Source organism: Streptomyces sp. NPDC096132 (assembly GCF_044763345.1).
Classification (GTDB): Bacteria; Actinomycetota; Actinomycetes; order Streptomycetales; family Streptomycetaceae; genus Streptomyces.
Genome location: NZ_JBIWGA010000014.1, coordinates 91,645 through 105,157, shown reverse-complemented (window position 1 = coordinate 105,157; position 13,513 = coordinate 91,645). Strand labels below are relative to the sequence as shown.

12 protein-coding genes and 3 tRNA genes are annotated in these 13,513 nt (G+C 70.3%); 7 read left to right on the top strand and 8 right to left on the bottom strand.

The features are described from left to right. Positions 1-26: 26 nt before the first annotated feature. Positions 27-926, top strand: a complete 900-nt coding sequence (locus ACIRF9_RS30310; protein WP_403828459.1) for a phosphoribosylaminoimidazolesuccinocarboxamide synthase — start codon at positions 27-29, stop codon at positions 924-926. Between the two features lie 81 nt (positions 927-1,007). Here ACIRF9_RS30310 and ACIRF9_RS30305 read toward each other — a convergent pair. From ACIRF9_RS30305 to ACIRF9_RS30270, 8 genes are all read right to left on the bottom strand, one after another. Beyond that, a tRNA-Gly gene (locus ACIRF9_RS30305) sits at positions 1,008-1,083 on the bottom strand. A gap of 23 nt (positions 1,084-1,106) precedes the next feature. Then, the gene (locus ACIRF9_RS30300) at positions 1,107-1,715 is read right to left on the bottom strand and encodes a response regulator (protein WP_403828457.1); all 609 of its coding nucleotides are present in this window, start codon (positions 1,713-1,715) and stop codon (positions 1,107-1,109) included. Next, the gene (locus ACIRF9_RS30295; protein ID WP_403828455.1) at positions 1,712-3,019 is read right to left on the bottom strand and encodes a sensor histidine kinase; all 1,308 of its coding nucleotides are present in this window, start codon (positions 3,017-3,019) and stop codon (positions 1,712-1,714) included. The genes ACIRF9_RS30300 and ACIRF9_RS30295 overlap by 4 nt, the downstream gene beginning before the upstream one ends. 29 nt (positions 3,020-3,048) lie before the next feature. Continuing rightward, entirely contained in the window at positions 3,049-3,840 is a 792-nt protein-coding gene (locus ACIRF9_RS30290) for an ABC transporter permease (protein WP_403828453.1), read from the bottom strand. Next, positions 3,837-4,790, bottom strand: coding sequence for an ABC transporter ATP-binding protein (locus ACIRF9_RS30285; protein ID WP_403828451.1), 954 nt, complete (start codon positions 4,788-4,790; stop codon positions 3,837-3,839). The genes ACIRF9_RS30290 and ACIRF9_RS30285 overlap by 4 nt, the downstream gene beginning before the upstream one ends. Before the next feature lie 144 nt (positions 4,791-4,934). Beyond that, a tRNA-Gly gene (locus ACIRF9_RS30280) sits at positions 4,935-5,007 on the bottom strand. An 80-nt stretch (positions 5,008-5,087) separates the two neighbouring features. Further along, positions 5,088-5,159: transfer RNA gene (locus ACIRF9_RS30275), tRNA-Gly, on the bottom strand. A 381-nt stretch (positions 5,160-5,540) separates the two neighbouring features. Then, complete coding sequence (locus ACIRF9_RS30270) at positions 5,541-5,858, bottom strand: Lsr2 family protein (RefSeq protein WP_403828449.1); 318 nt, start codon at positions 5,856-5,858, stop codon at positions 5,541-5,543. Between the two features lie 363 nt (positions 5,859-6,221). On the opposite strand from ACIRF9_RS30270, the gene purS reads away from it, so the two are divergent. From purS to purM, 6 genes are all read left to right on the top strand, one after another. Beyond that, positions 6,222-6,485 (top strand): phosphoribosylformylglycinamidine synthase subunit PurS, encoded by a 264-nt coding sequence (gene purS, locus ACIRF9_RS30265; protein WP_103783996.1) that lies wholly within the window; start codon positions 6,222-6,224, stop codon positions 6,483-6,485. After that, on the top strand, positions 6,482-7,162 hold the full coding sequence (gene purQ / locus ACIRF9_RS30260; RefSeq protein ID WP_403828447.1) for a phosphoribosylformylglycinamidine synthase subunit PurQ: 681 nt from the start codon (positions 6,482-6,484) through the stop codon (positions 7,160-7,162). Before purS ends, purQ begins: the two co-directional genes overlap by 4 nt. Continuing rightward, positions 7,159-9,417: a phosphoribosylformylglycinamidine synthase subunit PurL gene (gene purL / locus ACIRF9_RS30255; RefSeq protein WP_403828445.1), complete on the top strand. Its 2,259-nt coding sequence runs from the start codon at positions 7,159-7,161 to the stop codon at positions 9,415-9,417. The genes purQ and purL overlap by 4 nt, the downstream gene beginning before the upstream one ends. 351 nt (positions 9,418-9,768) lie before the next feature. Further along, the gene (locus ACIRF9_RS30250; RefSeq protein WP_403828443.1) at positions 9,769-10,566 is read left to right on the top strand and encodes a sterol carrier family protein; all 798 of its coding nucleotides are present in this window, start codon (positions 9,769-9,771) and stop codon (positions 10,564-10,566) included. Positions 10,567-10,787: 221 nt separating this feature from the next. Beyond that, a complete protein-coding gene (gene purF / locus ACIRF9_RS30245; protein ID WP_403828441.1) occupies positions 10,788-12,314 on the top strand; it encodes an amidophosphoribosyltransferase in 1,527 nt (508 codons plus the stop codon). 59 nt (positions 12,315-12,373) lie between these two features. Continuing rightward, positions 12,374-13,438, top strand: coding sequence for a phosphoribosylformylglycinamidine cyclo-ligase (gene purM / locus ACIRF9_RS30240; RefSeq protein WP_403828439.1), 1,065 nt, complete (start codon positions 12,374-12,376; stop codon positions 13,436-13,438). Positions 13,439-13,513: the final 75 nt, after the last annotated feature.

Below are 13,513 nucleotides of genomic sequence, written 5' to 3'. Positions count from 1 at the left end.
CTAGGACAGAACCACGGGGAGGAACCGTGTCCGGATTCGTAGAAAAGCCCGAGCCCCTCCAGGTGCCGGGCCTGGTGCATCTGCACACCGGCAAGGTGCGCGAGCTGTACCAGAACGAGGCGGGCGACCTCGTGATGGTCGCCAGCGACCGTACGTCCGCCTTCGACTGGGTGCTGCCGACCGAGATCCCCGACAAGGGCCGGGTCCTCACCCAGCTCTCCCTGTGGTGGTTCGACCAGCTCGCCGACCTGATCCCCAACCACGTCCTCAGCACGGAACTGCCCCCCGGCGCCCCCGCCGACTGGGCCGGCCGCACCCTGATCTGCAAGTCCCTGCAGATGGTCCCGGTCGAGTGCGTGGCCCGCGGCTATCTCACCGGCTCCGGACTCGTCGAGTACAACGAGTCCCGCACGGTCTGCGGCCTCGCCCTGCCCGAGGGCCTGGTCGACGGCAGCGAACTCCCCGCCCCGATCTTCACCCCGGCGACCAAGGCCGCCGTCGGCGAGCACGACGAGAACGTCTCCTACGAGGAGGTCGCCCGCCAGGTCGGCGCCGACACCGCCGCCCAGCTCCGCCAGGCCACCCTCGCCATCTACGGCCGCGCCCGCGACATCGCCCGCGACCGCGGCATCCTCCTCGCGGACACCAAGTTCGAGTTCGGCTTCGACGGCGACACCCTCGTCGTCGCCGACGAGGTCCTCACCCCGGACTCCTCCCGCTTCTGGCCGGCCGACCAGTGGCAGCCGGGCCGCGCCCAGCCGTCGTACGACAAGCAGTTCGTCCGCGACTGGCTCACCTCGCCCGAGTCCGGCTGGGACCGCAAGAGCGAGCAGCCCCCGCCGCAGCTGCCCCAGCGGATCGTCGACGCGACCCGCACCAAGTACATCGAGGCGTACGAACGCCTGACCGGCACCCGCTGGTCGTAGCACGCCCGTGCCCCCGGGAAACCGGGGGCACGAGAAGCCGGGGGCACGAGAAAACCCCGGTCCACCGGACCGGGGTTTCACTGGAGCGGACGACGAGGCTCGAACTCGCGACCTCAACCTTGGCAAGGTTGCGCTCTACCAACTGAGCTACGTCCGCAGTGCGCCGTGGCGCGAGGCCAACTATACCCAACCCCGCTCGCGTGCGAGACGCACCGCCGCGTGACGGTTTTCCGCCCCCAGCTTGGAGAGGGCCGACGACAGGTAGTTCCGCACCGTCCCCGGCGACAGCGCGGCCCGCTCGGCGATCTCCGTGACGGGTGCCCCGTCGGCGGCCAGTTCGAGCACCTCGGCCTCGCGCGAGGTCAGCGGCGAGTCCCCGGCGGCGATCGCGTCGGCCGCCAACTCCGGATCGATGTAACGGTTTCCGGAGTGCACGGTACGGATGATCTCCGCGAGCCGCTGTGCGCTCACCGTCTTCGGGACGAACCCGCGCACACCCGCCGCAAGCGCCCGCTTCAGATGCCCCGGCCGGCCATGACTGGTGACGATCAGCACCCGGCAGCCCGGCAGCTCCGCCCGCAGGGATGTGGCGACCTTCACACCGTCCGCGCCCGGCATCTGGAGATCCAGCACGGCCACATCCGGTTCGTGCGCCAGTGCCATCGCCAGCGCCTCCGGCCCGGTGGCCGCCTCGGCGACGATCACCAGATCGTCCTCCAGGGAGAGCAGCGCGGCCAGCGCGCCCCGGATGAGGTGCTCGTCGTCGGCGAGCAACACCCGCACCGTCATGACGTGACCTCACTCACAGCACTCGTCCCCTTCGATGGCACTTCGGCGTTCACCGTGCCCGTCCCGCCCAACGGCACCCCGGCCTCGCTCCCCGGGCCCTCCCCGCCCAGCGGCACCTCCGCCACCACCCGGAACACACCCGCCCCCGCGAACCCGGCCCGCAGCGTCCCGTCGACCTGCCGCAACCGCTCCCTCAGGCCCGCGAGCCCGGACCCGCCGCCACCGCCCCCCTCGGCCACGGCCCCGTCGTTCTCCACGGTCAGCACCACCCGCCCCTCCGTCACCCGCAGCCCCACCGAACACCGCCCGGCGTCACCGTGCCGCAGCACGTTCGTCGTCGCCTCGCGCACCACCCAGCCGAGCGCCGACTGCACCTCGGAGGGCAGCCCGTCGGTCTCCCCCCGGACCTCGCAGGCTATCCCCGCTGCCGTCAGCACCCCTTGCGCACCGGCGAGTTCGACCCCCAGGTCGGCCTCCCGGTACCCCCGCACGACATCGCCCACCTCCCGCTGCGACTCCTGCGCGAGCCGCTGCACCTCGATCATCTGCTCCACGGCCTCCGGCCGCCCGCGCCGGGCCAACTGGACGGCCAGTTCGCTCTTGAGGGCGATCACCGCCAGGTTGCGCCCCATCACGTCGTGCAGGTCCCGCCCGAACCGCAGCCGCTCCTCGGCGACGGCGAGCCGGGCCCGGGTCTCACGGGCCTCGTCGAGCTCATAGACGGCGTTCAGTAGCCAGACGGAGAAGACGGAGGTGAAAGCGAGGAGCGAGCCGCCGATCAGCACCGCCGCCATCGCGACGAGCGTGGCGAAGCCGTCACCGGTGATGGGGAACGCCACGGCGCCGGCCCCCGCCGCGAAGCCGTTGACGACGGCGAACACCCGGCGCCGTTCGCGGATGCCGAGCGCGGTGATGCCCGCCCCGAAGATCAGGGCGATCCCGAACACCGCGCCCGCGGCGGAGTCCACGTCCTCGCGGTCCGAGCCGTGCTCCGCGATCCAGATCGCGAGGACGGCGACCGCCGCAGTGGCGACGGCGAGCGCCCACATGAGTCGGACCGGCTGGGGACGCCGCCCACGTGTCCAGTCCAGCGCCCGCGACGCCGTCACGGCACACAGCGCGCAGTGCACGAGCACCATCGGCGGCAGCCACAGCCCCGCCCCGGTCCCCAGCGCCGCCCCCGTCAACGGCAGCCCCACCCCCGTCAACTCGGCCAGCGCGAAGAAGTGGAACGACCACCGTGTGTAGGTCTCGACCTTCGCCGGTGTGCTCTTCCGCCGCCACCAGCCTCCCGGCCTGCGCATCCCCGTGTCTCCCCCGTCCCCCCGGCAGGTCAGCGCCGGGGCTCCCACCGGAACCATCGCCGTACAGCAAACACCGCCAGCACGGTCCAGGCCAGCGCGGTGGCCGTCGCGCCCAGGGCCTCGGAGGCCGAGAGGTCGCCGGTCCAGCCGCCGCGGATCAGCGTGATCACCGGGGACAGCGGCAGCAGTTCGCAGACCGAGGCCACCTTGTCGGGCAGCAGCTCCAGCGGGACGGTCACCCCCGAGCCCATCATCGAGACCAGCACCATCGGCAGGGTCGTGACCTGGGCGTTCTCCACGGTCCGGGTCACGACCGCGGTGACCGCCCCGAGCGCCGCGCACATCACCAGGCCCAACAGCAGCGCCAGGACGGCGAGATGGGGTGCTTCGGGCAGGGGTATGTCCAGCAGGGCCGTGGAGCCGATCACCAGCACCAGGGACTGCACCAGCCCCATCGTCAGGACCGGCAGCGCGGCGCCGCCCAGGATCTCGGCGCCCCGCAACTCCCCGGTGCGCAGCCGCTTCAGGACCAGCTCCTCGCGCCGGGCGGTGTAGATGGTCGCCAGCGCCGAGTACACCCCGAACAGCAGGGAGAAGCCGATCGCGGCGGGCAGCAGCACCAGGCCGGTGGTGAGGCCGGCGTCCTCCACGCCCATGTCGTCGACCACCGGCGTGAGGCTGAACGGCAGCACGAGCGGCACCAGCACCGCCGCGAGGATCATGCTCTTGCTGCGCCCCAGCAGGGTCAACTCGGCCCGCGCGAGGGCGGCCATACGGCTCGCCGGTGTCGTCGCCGCACCTCTGACCGTGTTCCCGCTCATGCCGTGACCCCCTCGACCGCCGTGTTCTGCGAAGCCTCCCGGGCGATCCCCAGGAACGCCTCCTCCAGCGAGGCCGACCGCACGTCCAGCCCCCGCAGCTCGACCCCGGCCCCTTCGGCCCAGACCAGCAGTCCGGTGGCCGCCCGCTGCAACTCCCGCGTGCGCAGCCGGACGACACGGCCCTCGACCTCGTGACCGCACACGCCCAGTTCGCCCAGGGGAGGCAGGTCGCCGACGAAGTACCCCTCGGGCAGCTCGAAGGTGATCCGGGACGGCTGGGCGGCGGTCACCTCGCCGGGTGTCCCGGCGGTCGCGATACGCCCCTCGTGCAGGATGGCCAGCCGGTCGGCGAGGTGTTCGGCCTCTTCCAGATAGTGCGTGGTCAGCAGCACCGTCGTACCGGAGTCGCGCAGGGCGCGGACCAGGTCCCAGGTGGCGCGGCGGCCCTCGGCGTCCAGGCCGGTCGTCGGCTCGTCCAGGAACAGCACCTCGGGGTCGCCGAGGAGGGCGAGCGCCAGGTCGAGGCGGCGCCGCTCGCCCCCGGACAGCTGCTTGACCCGTACGTCCGCCCGCCGGGCGAGCCCGACCAGGGCCAGCGCCTCCCCGACGGGCCGGGCGCCGCTCACACAGCCGCCCCACATCCGCGCGGTCTCCGCGACGGTCAGCTCGGAGGGGAAGCCGCCCTCCTGCAGCATCACCCCCGTGCGCGGCCGGACGGCGGCCCGCTCGGTGTACGGGTCGTGGCCGAGGACGCGGATGCGTCCGCCGTCGGGGCGCGCGAGGCCCTCCAGCAGTTCGACGGTCGATGTCTTGCCGGCGCCGTTGGTACCGAGCAGCGCGAAGATCTCTCCGCGGCCGACGTGGAAGGAGATTCCACGGACCGCCTCGAACCCGCCCCCGTACACACGCCGGAGGTCGGTGACCTCAATCACGTGTTCATTCGCGTCCATGCCCCAAGCTTCCCCGCGGACGGAGGCCGTCAGCAGTGCGAGGTGTCATCACTTCCCATGACAAATGTCAGACGGGGATGTCGGATGGGGAGCCGTCAGGAGCACGAAAAAGCCCCCCGGTTGAAGCCGGGGGGCTTGATACAGAGCGGACGACGAGGCTCGAACTCGCGACCTCAACCTTGGCAAGGTTGCGCTCTACCAACTGAGCTACGTCCGCATTGCCTCCGACCGGCTCTCACCGATCGGCGCGAGCACCAGCCTACCTGATCCACAACGGTGGTCGGGACGGCGGTGCAGAGCGGGTGACAGGAATCGCACACTGCGCCTTCCCCCTGGAAGGGGGTTGTTCTGCTACTAAACTACACCCGCGTGTTTCCGCAGGTGGTGTGCCCTGCGGCGTGCTTCAGACTTTAGCCCATGGACGGGGTTCTCGTCCAAGTCGCGTGAGTCGGGGTGCGGATCGGACCGATCCGCACCCCTGGGGATGTTCTGCTAGCCAAGTGCCCGAGCAGAGCCCAGGCTTGCGTCTCCGCGAGCGCAGACGCGTCCAGCCTTCCAGGGAAGGCTGAGGCAGTTGGCCATGCCCCGCAGCCGAGCATTGCAGCCCGGCCGGTCTGGCGCGGTCACCGCCCGTCCTAACCGGGTCCACCAACTCAGGGCTGGACTTGTGCCTTCGGGGCTCGCACGCCGACATGTGCAGCGTGGCATGAAAAGCCCCTCTGTGTCCGGGGTTTCGCTACTTCGAGTGGCTCACTGCGACTCGGCGAACGCCTCGTAGACCTTCTTGGGGATCCGCCCGCGCGCGGGCACCTCCATCTTGTTGGCCTGGGCCCAGGCGCGAACGGCCGCCGGGTCGGGCGCGACCTCCGTCTGCTTGTACGCCTTGCCCGACTTCGACCGCTTGCGGCCGGCCTCCACGTAGGGCTCGAGGGCCTTACGCAGTTTCTTGGCATTGGCTTCATTCAGGTCGATCTCGTACGACTTGCCGTCGAGTCCGAAGGCGATCGTTTCCGCCGCTTCCGAGCCGTCGATGTCGTCAAAGAGAGTGACCACGACCTTCTGCGCCACGAATATCGGTCCCTTCGTGCGACAGCTCTGCGATGACGTGCCAAGACGTCACGGAGATGTCGACTGTCCGCCAGTTATGGGGCAAAGTATCGGCTATTGCCAATTCATTTGTACAGTGCCCGGCAATCGAATGTGAAGCCCGACTAAATCGCCCCGCGTGTCCCAGGGCAATAGGCAACACGCGGGCACCCCGGATCTTTCCCTGAACTTTTCGTGAAGGCACTGGTCCGATACCTGATCGTGATGGCGCTCACGTAGATTCCTACAACTCTACCCGCGTAGAAATTTTGTGCGGGTAGTCTGAAGGTGCCTGTCGGGGACACCTGCAGGAACCTGCTCAGCACCACACCACCGGGAGTGCCAGTGGCACGCGTCGTAGTCGACGTCATGCTCAAGCCGGAGATCCTCGACCCCCAGGGCCAGGCGGTGCAGCGCGCACTGCCGCGTCTGGGTTTCGAAGGGATCTCCGACGTACGTCAGGGAAAGCGATTCGAACTGGAAGTTGAGGGCCCGGTCGACGAGGCCGCCCTCGCCCGCATCCACGATCTTGCGGAATCCTTCCTCGCCAACACCGTGATCGAGGACTTCACCGTCAAGGTGGAGGAAGTCGCGGAGGCCGCGAAGTGACCGCTCGTATTGGCGTCGTCACTTTCCCGGGCAGCCTCGACGACCGGGACACACAGCGCGCGATCCGCCTCGCGGGCGCGGAACCGGTCGCTCTCTGGCACAAGGACAAGAACCTCCACCAGGTCGACGCGGTCGTTCTGCCCGGCGGTTTCTCCTACGGCGACTATCTGCGCGCCGGAGCCATCTCCCGGTTCTCGCCGGTGATGGAGACCGTCATCGAGCAGGCGAAGGCCGGCCTCCCGGTCCTCGGCATCTGCAACGGCTTCCAGATCCTCACCGAGGCCCATCTGCTCCCCGGTGGGATGCTCGGCAACGACCACCTCCACTTCATCTGCCGCGACCAGAAGCTGCGGGTGGAGAACGCGGACACCGCCTGGACCGTCGACTACGAGTCCGGCCAGGAGATCCACATCCCGCTGAAGAACATGGACGGCCGTTACGTCGCCGACGAGTACACGCTCGACAAGCTGGAGGCGGAGGGGCGGGTGGTGTTCCGCTACCTGGACTTCAACCCCAACGGTTCGCTGCGCGACATCGCCGGCATCACCAACGAGGCCGGCAACGTCGTAGGCCTCATGCCGCACCCGGAGCACGCCGTCGAGCCCCTCATCGGGTCGGGCCGCACCGACGGCCTCCCGTTCTTCACCTCGATCCTCAAGAAGCTGGTCAACGTATGAGCCGGACGCCTCTGGACACGGTCGAGCACGCGGCCGCGACCCCCGACGTCGAGCTGCCCTGGGCCGAACTCGGCCTGAAGAAGGACGAGTACGAGCGGGTGGTGGAGATCCTCGGCCGCCGCCCGACCGGCGCCGAGCTCGCCATGTACTCCGTCATGTGGTCCGAGCACTGCTCGTACAAGTCGTCGAAGGTGCACCTGCGCCAGTTCGGCGAGAAGGCCCCGCAGTCCGACGCGCTGCTCGTGGGCATCGGTGAGAACGCCGGTGTCGTCGACGTCGGCCAGGGCTACGCGGTCACCTTCAAGGTCGAGTCGCACAACCACCCGTCGTACGTGGAGCCCTACCAGGGCGCGGCCACCGGTGTCGGCGGCATCGTGCGCGACATCATCGCGATGGGCGCCCGCCCGGTCGCCGTGGTCGACCCCCTGCGCTTCGGCGCGGCCGACCACCCCGACACCAAGCGCGTCCTGCCCGGTGTCGTCGCCGGCATCGGCGGCTACGGCAACTGCCTGGGCCTGCCGAACATCGGCGGCGAGGTCGTCTTCGACGCCTGCTACCAGGGCAACCCGCTGGTCAACGCCGGTGCCATCGGCGTCATGCGGCACGAGGACATCCACCTCGCGAAGGCGTCCGGCGCGGGCAACAAGGTCATCCTCTACGGGGCCCGCACCGGCGGTGACGGCATCGGCGGCGCGTCGATCCTCGCCTCCGAGACCTTCGACGACGCCAAGCCGTCGAAGCGCCCCGCCGTCCAGGTCGGCGACCCCTTCCAGGAGAAGCTCCTCATCGAGTGCACCCTGGAGGCATTCCAGGAGAAGCTGGTCGTCGGCATCCAGGACCTCGGCGCCGCCGGTCTGTCCTGCGCCACGTCCGAGCTGGCCTCCAACGGCTCCGGCGGCATGCGCGTCATCCTGGACGACGTCCCGCTGCGCGACTCCACGCTCTCGCCGGAGGAGATCCTCATGAGCGAGTCGCAGGAACGCATGTGCGCGGTCGTCGAACCGGGGAAGGTCGACCGCTTCCTCGAGATCTGCGAGAAGTGGGACGTCATCGCCACCGTCATCGGTGAGGTGACCGACGGCGACCGCCTGGAGATCTACTGGCACGGCGGCAAGATCGTCGACGTCGACCCGCGCACGGTCGCGCACGAGGGCCCGGTCTACGAGCGCCCGTACGCCCGCCCCGAGTGGCAGGACGCCCTCCAGGCCGACGACGCGAACAAGCTGCCCCGGCCGCGGACGAGCGAGGAGCTGAAGGACCAGGTCCTGAAGCTGGTGGCCTCGCCGAACCAGGCCTCCAAGAAGTGGATCACCTCGCAGTACGACCACTTCGTCCAGGGCAACACCGTCCTCGCCCAGCCCGAGGACTCCGGCATGATCCGGATCGACGAGGAGTCCGGCCTCGGTGTCGCCATCGCGACCGACGGCAACGGCCGGTACGCCAAGCTCGACCCGTACCACGGCGCCCAGCTCGCGCTCGCCGAGGCGTACCGCAACGTCGCCACGACCGGCGCCAAGCCGCTCGCCGTCTCCGACTGCCTGAACTTCGGCTCGCCCGAGGACCCGGCCGTCATGTGGCAGTTCGCGGAGGCCGTCCGCGGTCTCGCCGACGCCTGCCAGCAGCTCGGCACCCCGGTGACCGGCGGCAACGTCTCGCTCTACAACCAGACCGGCGAGGTCGCCATCCACCCGACCCCGGTGGTCGCCGTCCTCGGTGTGATCGACGACGTCGCCCGCCGTACCCCGGTCGCCTTCCAGGAGGAGGGCCAGCTGCTCTACCTCCTCGGCGACACCCGCGAGGAGTTCGGCGGCTCGGCCTGGTCGCAGGTCGTCCACGACCACCTCGGCGGCCTGCCCCCGAAGCTCGACCTGGAGCGTGAGCGCCTGCTGGCCGAGATCCTGATCTCCGCCTCCCGCGACGGCATGATCGACTCCGCGCACGACCTGTCCGACGGCGGTCTGATCCAGGCGGTCGTCGAGTCGGCGCTGCTCGGCGGCAAGGGCGCGCGTCTGGTCGTACCGGACGGGCTCGACGCGTTCACCTTCCTCCTCTCCGAGTCGGCCGGCCGCGCCGTCGTCGCCGTCCCGCGCTCGGAGGAGGTCCGCTTCAACGACATGTGCGGCGCCCGGGGCCTCCCCGTCACCCGCATCGGTGTCGTCGACGGCGACACCGTGGACGTCCAGGGCGAGTTCGCGCTCTCCCTGGAGGACCTGCGCAAGGCCCACGAGGAGACGATCCCGGCGCTCCTCGCGTAACCACGCGCGCGTACGACGACGAAGGCCCCGCCCGCCGAGCCGGTCGGGGCCTTCGCCGTCCCCGCCCCGCGTAACCCCAAGAACGGCGTGACCCCGCCGACCGGCGCGCCCTGACCGGCATCCCGACCGATGCCCTGACCGGCGCCCCGGCCGTGTCCTCCCGGACGACCGGAGCCTGGGACGAGCGGCGCCCCCACCGTCCCACCCCGGACGACCGGAGCCTGGGACGACCGGCGCCCCGGCCGCGCCCTCCCGGACGACCGGAGCCTCGGACGAGCGGCGCCCCCACCGTCCCACCCCGGACGACCGGCGGCGCCCCGGCTGTCCTACCCCGGAGCTAGTCTCACGCCCATGTCACCGGCCAAGAAGCGCGCACGCACGTACGACCCCGCCAGGACCCGCACGGCGGTGCTGGCCCAGCTGGAGAACGTCCGGGAGGCGGTCGCCGGCCTCACCCCCGAGCAGCTCGCGCTGCCGACGCGGCTGGGGGAGTGGACCGTACGGGAGCTGGTCGCGCACATCGGGATGGCGGTCACGGCCATCGGGCGCTCCCTCGATCTGCCGGAGCCGCCGAAGCAGGACGCCACGCTCCTCGACTGGCCGTTCGCGACCTCCGCCAGCTCCTCGGCCATCGACGACTTCACCCGGGGCTTGGCCGAGCGGCACACGGACCTCGAGGCCTACCTCGCCGGCGTCGCCCGGGACCTCGTCGAGCAGCTCGACACCCACCCCGGGACCCGGCTGCTGAAGACCAACGCCGGTGCGCTGCCGCTCGCCGACTACCTCGTCACCCGGACCGTCGAGCTCGTCGTCCACACCGACGACCTCAACGCCGCCGTCCCCGGCCTCGCCGTCCCCGTCGACCGGCAGGCCCTCGCCGCCGCCACCCGGCTCCTGGCGGACGCGCTGGCCGTCAAGGCGCCCGGCGGCGCGACGGAGGTGCGCGTCCCGCCGTACGCCGTCGTGCAGTGCGTCGAAGGCCCGCGGCACACCCGTGGCACCCCGCCCAACGTCGTCGAGACCGACCCGCTGACCTGGATCCGGCTGGCGACCGGGCGGCTGACATGGCCGGAGGCCGTGGCGGCGGCGCGGGTGAGCGCGAGCGGTGAGCGGGCCGACCTGGGAGCGCTCCTGCCGCTGATGTCCTGACCCGTGTCGCGCCGAATGGTGTGCGACACCTCACTCGTGCATACGGAACGCGACCACGCGTGCCCGTCCCGGTGGTGGTCCGGATCGCCACCGGGAGGACGTATAGACCTTCTGACCTGCGCAAACAAGTCGATCTTGACTGTGTCGGCCCAACGAAGATCCAGTTACTGGCAGGTATCCCCAATTCGGACCAGTGGTCGATCTCGCCTACACTCGGAGTTGTGCCACGTGGTGACGGTCGACTCAGTCATGATCTGCTCCCCGGTGAGAAGGGCCCCCAGGACGCCTGCGGCGTCTTCGGAGTCTGGGCTCCCGGTGAAGAGGTCGCCAAGCTCACATACTTCGGGCTCTACGCCCTCCAGCATCGGGGCCAGGAATCCGCGGGTATCGCGGTGAGCAACGGCTCCCAGATCCTCGTCTTCAAGGACATGGGCCTCGTCTCCCAAGTCTTCGACGAGACCTCGCTCGGTTCGCTCCAGGGTCATATCGCGGTCGGACACGCCCGCTACTCGACCACCGGCGCCTCCGTGTGGGAGAACGCCCAGCCGACGTTCCGCGCCACCGCGCACGGCTCGATCGCGCTCGGCCACAACGGCAATCTCGTCAACACCGCCCAGCTCGCCGAGATGGTCGCCAACCTGCCCAAGCAGGAGGGCCGCACCCCGCGCGTCGCGGCGACCAACGACACCGACCTGCTCACCGCGCTCCTCGCGGCCCAGGTCGACGAGGACGGCAAGCCGCTGACCATCGAGCAGGCCGCCCACCAGATCCTCCCGCAGGTCCGGGGCGCCTTCTCGCTCGTCTTCATGGACGAGCACACCCTGTACGCGGCCCGTGACCCGCAGGGCATCCGCCCGCTGGTCCTCGGCCGGCTGGAGCGCGGCTGGGTCGTCGCCTCCGAGTCCGCCGCCCTCGACATCTGCGGCGCCAGCTTCGTCCGCGAGATCGAGCCCGGCGAGTTCGTGGCCATCGACGAGAACGGTCTGCGTACGTCCCGGTTCGCGGAAGCGAAGCCCAAGGGCTGTGTCTTCGAGTACGTGTACCTGGCCCGCCCCGACACCGACATCGCCGGCCGGAACGTGTACCTCTCCCGCGTGGAGATGGGCCGCAAGCTCGCCAAGGAAGCCCCCGTCGAGGCCGACCTGGTGATAGCGACCCCGGAGTCCGGCACCCCGGCCGCCATCGGTTACGCGGAGGCCTCGGGCATCCCCTTCGGCGCGGGTCTCGTGAAGAACGCGTACGTCGGCCGTACGTTCATCCAGCCCTCGCAGACCATTCGCCAGCTCGGCATCCGCCTCAAGCTGAACCCGCTGAAGGAAGTCATCAAGGGCAAGCGTCTGGTCGTCGTCGACGACTCGATCGTCCGCGGCAACACCCAGCGGGCGCTGGTGCGGATGCTCCGCGAGGCCGGAGCCGCCGAGGTCCACATCCGGATCTCCTCCCCGCCCGTGAAGTGGCCCTGCTTCTTCGGCATCGACTTCGCCACGCGCGCGGAGCTGATCGCCAACGGCATGACCATCGACGAGATCGGCACCTCGCTCGGCGCCGACTCCCTGGCGTACATCTCCATCGACGGCATGATCGAGGCGACCACCATCGCCAAGCCGAACCTCTGCCGCGCCTGCTTCGACGGCGAGTACCCGATGGAGCTCCCCGACCCCGAGCTGCTCGGCAAGCAGCTGCTGGAGACGGAGCTGGCCGCCGGCCCGGCCGCCACGGCCGCCGCCGACGCGATCCGCCGTCCGTAGACGGCCCGTGCTGTGCTTTTTCAAACGCCTGCCGTACGACACGAAGGTTCTCACTAGCCATGTCTGAGACAACTGGTGCCAGCTACGCAGCCGCGGGCGTCGACATCGAAGCGGGCGACCGCGCCGTCGAGCTGATGAAGGAGTGGGTGAAGAAGACGCAGCGCCCCGAGGTCCTCGGCGGCCTCGGCGGCTTCGCCGGCCTCTTCGACGCCTCCGCCCTCAAGCGCTACGAGCGTCCCCTGCTCGCCTCCGCCACGGACGGCGTGGGCACGAAGGTCGACATCGCCCGTCAGCTGGGCGTGTACGACACCATCGGCCACGACCTGGTCGCCATGGTCATGGACGACATCGTGGTGTGCGGTGCCGAGCCGCTGTTCATGACCGACTACATCTGCGTCGGCAAGGTCCACCCCGAGCGCGTCGCCGCCATCGTCAAGGGCATCGCCGAGGGTTGTGTGCTGGCCGGCTGCGCCCTGGTCGGCGGTGAGACGGCCGAGCACCCCGGCCTCCTCGGAGAGGACGACTTCGACGTGGCCGGCGCCGGCACGGGCGTCGTGGAGGCCGACCGGCTGCTCGGCGCGGATCGTATCCGCACGGGTGACGCGGTGATCGCCATGGCGGCCTCCGGCCTTCACTCGAACGGGTACTCGCTGGTCCGGCACGTCCTGCTGAACCAGGCGGGCCTGTCCCTCGACGCACGGATCGACGACCTCGGCCGCACGCTCGGCGAGGAGCTCCTGGAGCCCACCAAGATCTACTCGCTGGACTGCCTGGCCCTCACCCGCACCACCGACGTGCACGCCTTCTCGCACGTCACCGGCGGTGGACTCGCGGCCAACCTGGCCCGCGTCATCCCCGACGGACTGCACGCAATCGTCGACCGCTCCACCTGGACCCCGGCCCCGATCTTCGACCTCGTCGGCAGGACCGGCTCGGTCGAACGCCTGGAGCTGGAGAAGACGCTGAACATGGGCGTCGGCATGATCGCGATCGTGCCCGAGGAGTCGGCGGACGTCGCCCTGGCCACGCTGGCCGACCGTGGCGTCGAGGCCTGGGTCGCCGGCGAGATCACGGAGCGCGGCGAGCACACCACCGGCGCGGAGCTGGTGGGCGACTACGCCTGACAGCCGACCGCGCACCCTGCGCACAGCACAAGACCCGGTCGGTGACCGAAGTCACCGACCGGGTGAGTGCTCAAA

Excerpts from the sequence above, each read along its gene's own strand:
- ACIRF9_RS30300 (WP_403828457.1), bottom strand. The coding sequence starts at position 1,715 with ATGACGGTGCGGGTGTTGCTCGCCGACGACGAGCACCTCATCCGGGGC.
- ACIRF9_RS30295 (WP_403828455.1), bottom strand. The coding sequence starts at position 3,019 with ATGCGCAGGCCGGGAGGCTGGTGGCGGCGGAAGAGCACACCGGCGAAG.
- ACIRF9_RS30290 (WP_403828453.1), bottom strand. The coding sequence starts at position 3,840 with ATGAGCGGGAACACGGTCAGAGGTGCGGCGACGACACCGGCGAGCCGT.
- ACIRF9_RS30285 (WP_403828451.1), bottom strand. The coding sequence starts at position 4,790 with ATGGACGCGAATGAACACGTGATTGAGGTCACCGACCTCCGGCGTGTG.
- purL (WP_403828445.1), top strand. The coding sequence starts at position 7,159 with ATGAGCCGGACGCCTCTGGACACGGTCGAGCACGCGGCCGCGACCCCC.
- ACIRF9_RS30250 (WP_403828443.1), top strand. The coding sequence starts at position 9,769 with ATGTCACCGGCCAAGAAGCGCGCACGCACGTACGACCCCGCCAGGACC.
- purM (WP_403828439.1), top strand. The coding sequence starts at position 12,374 with ATGTCTGAGACAACTGGTGCCAGCTACGCAGCCGCGGGCGTCGACATC.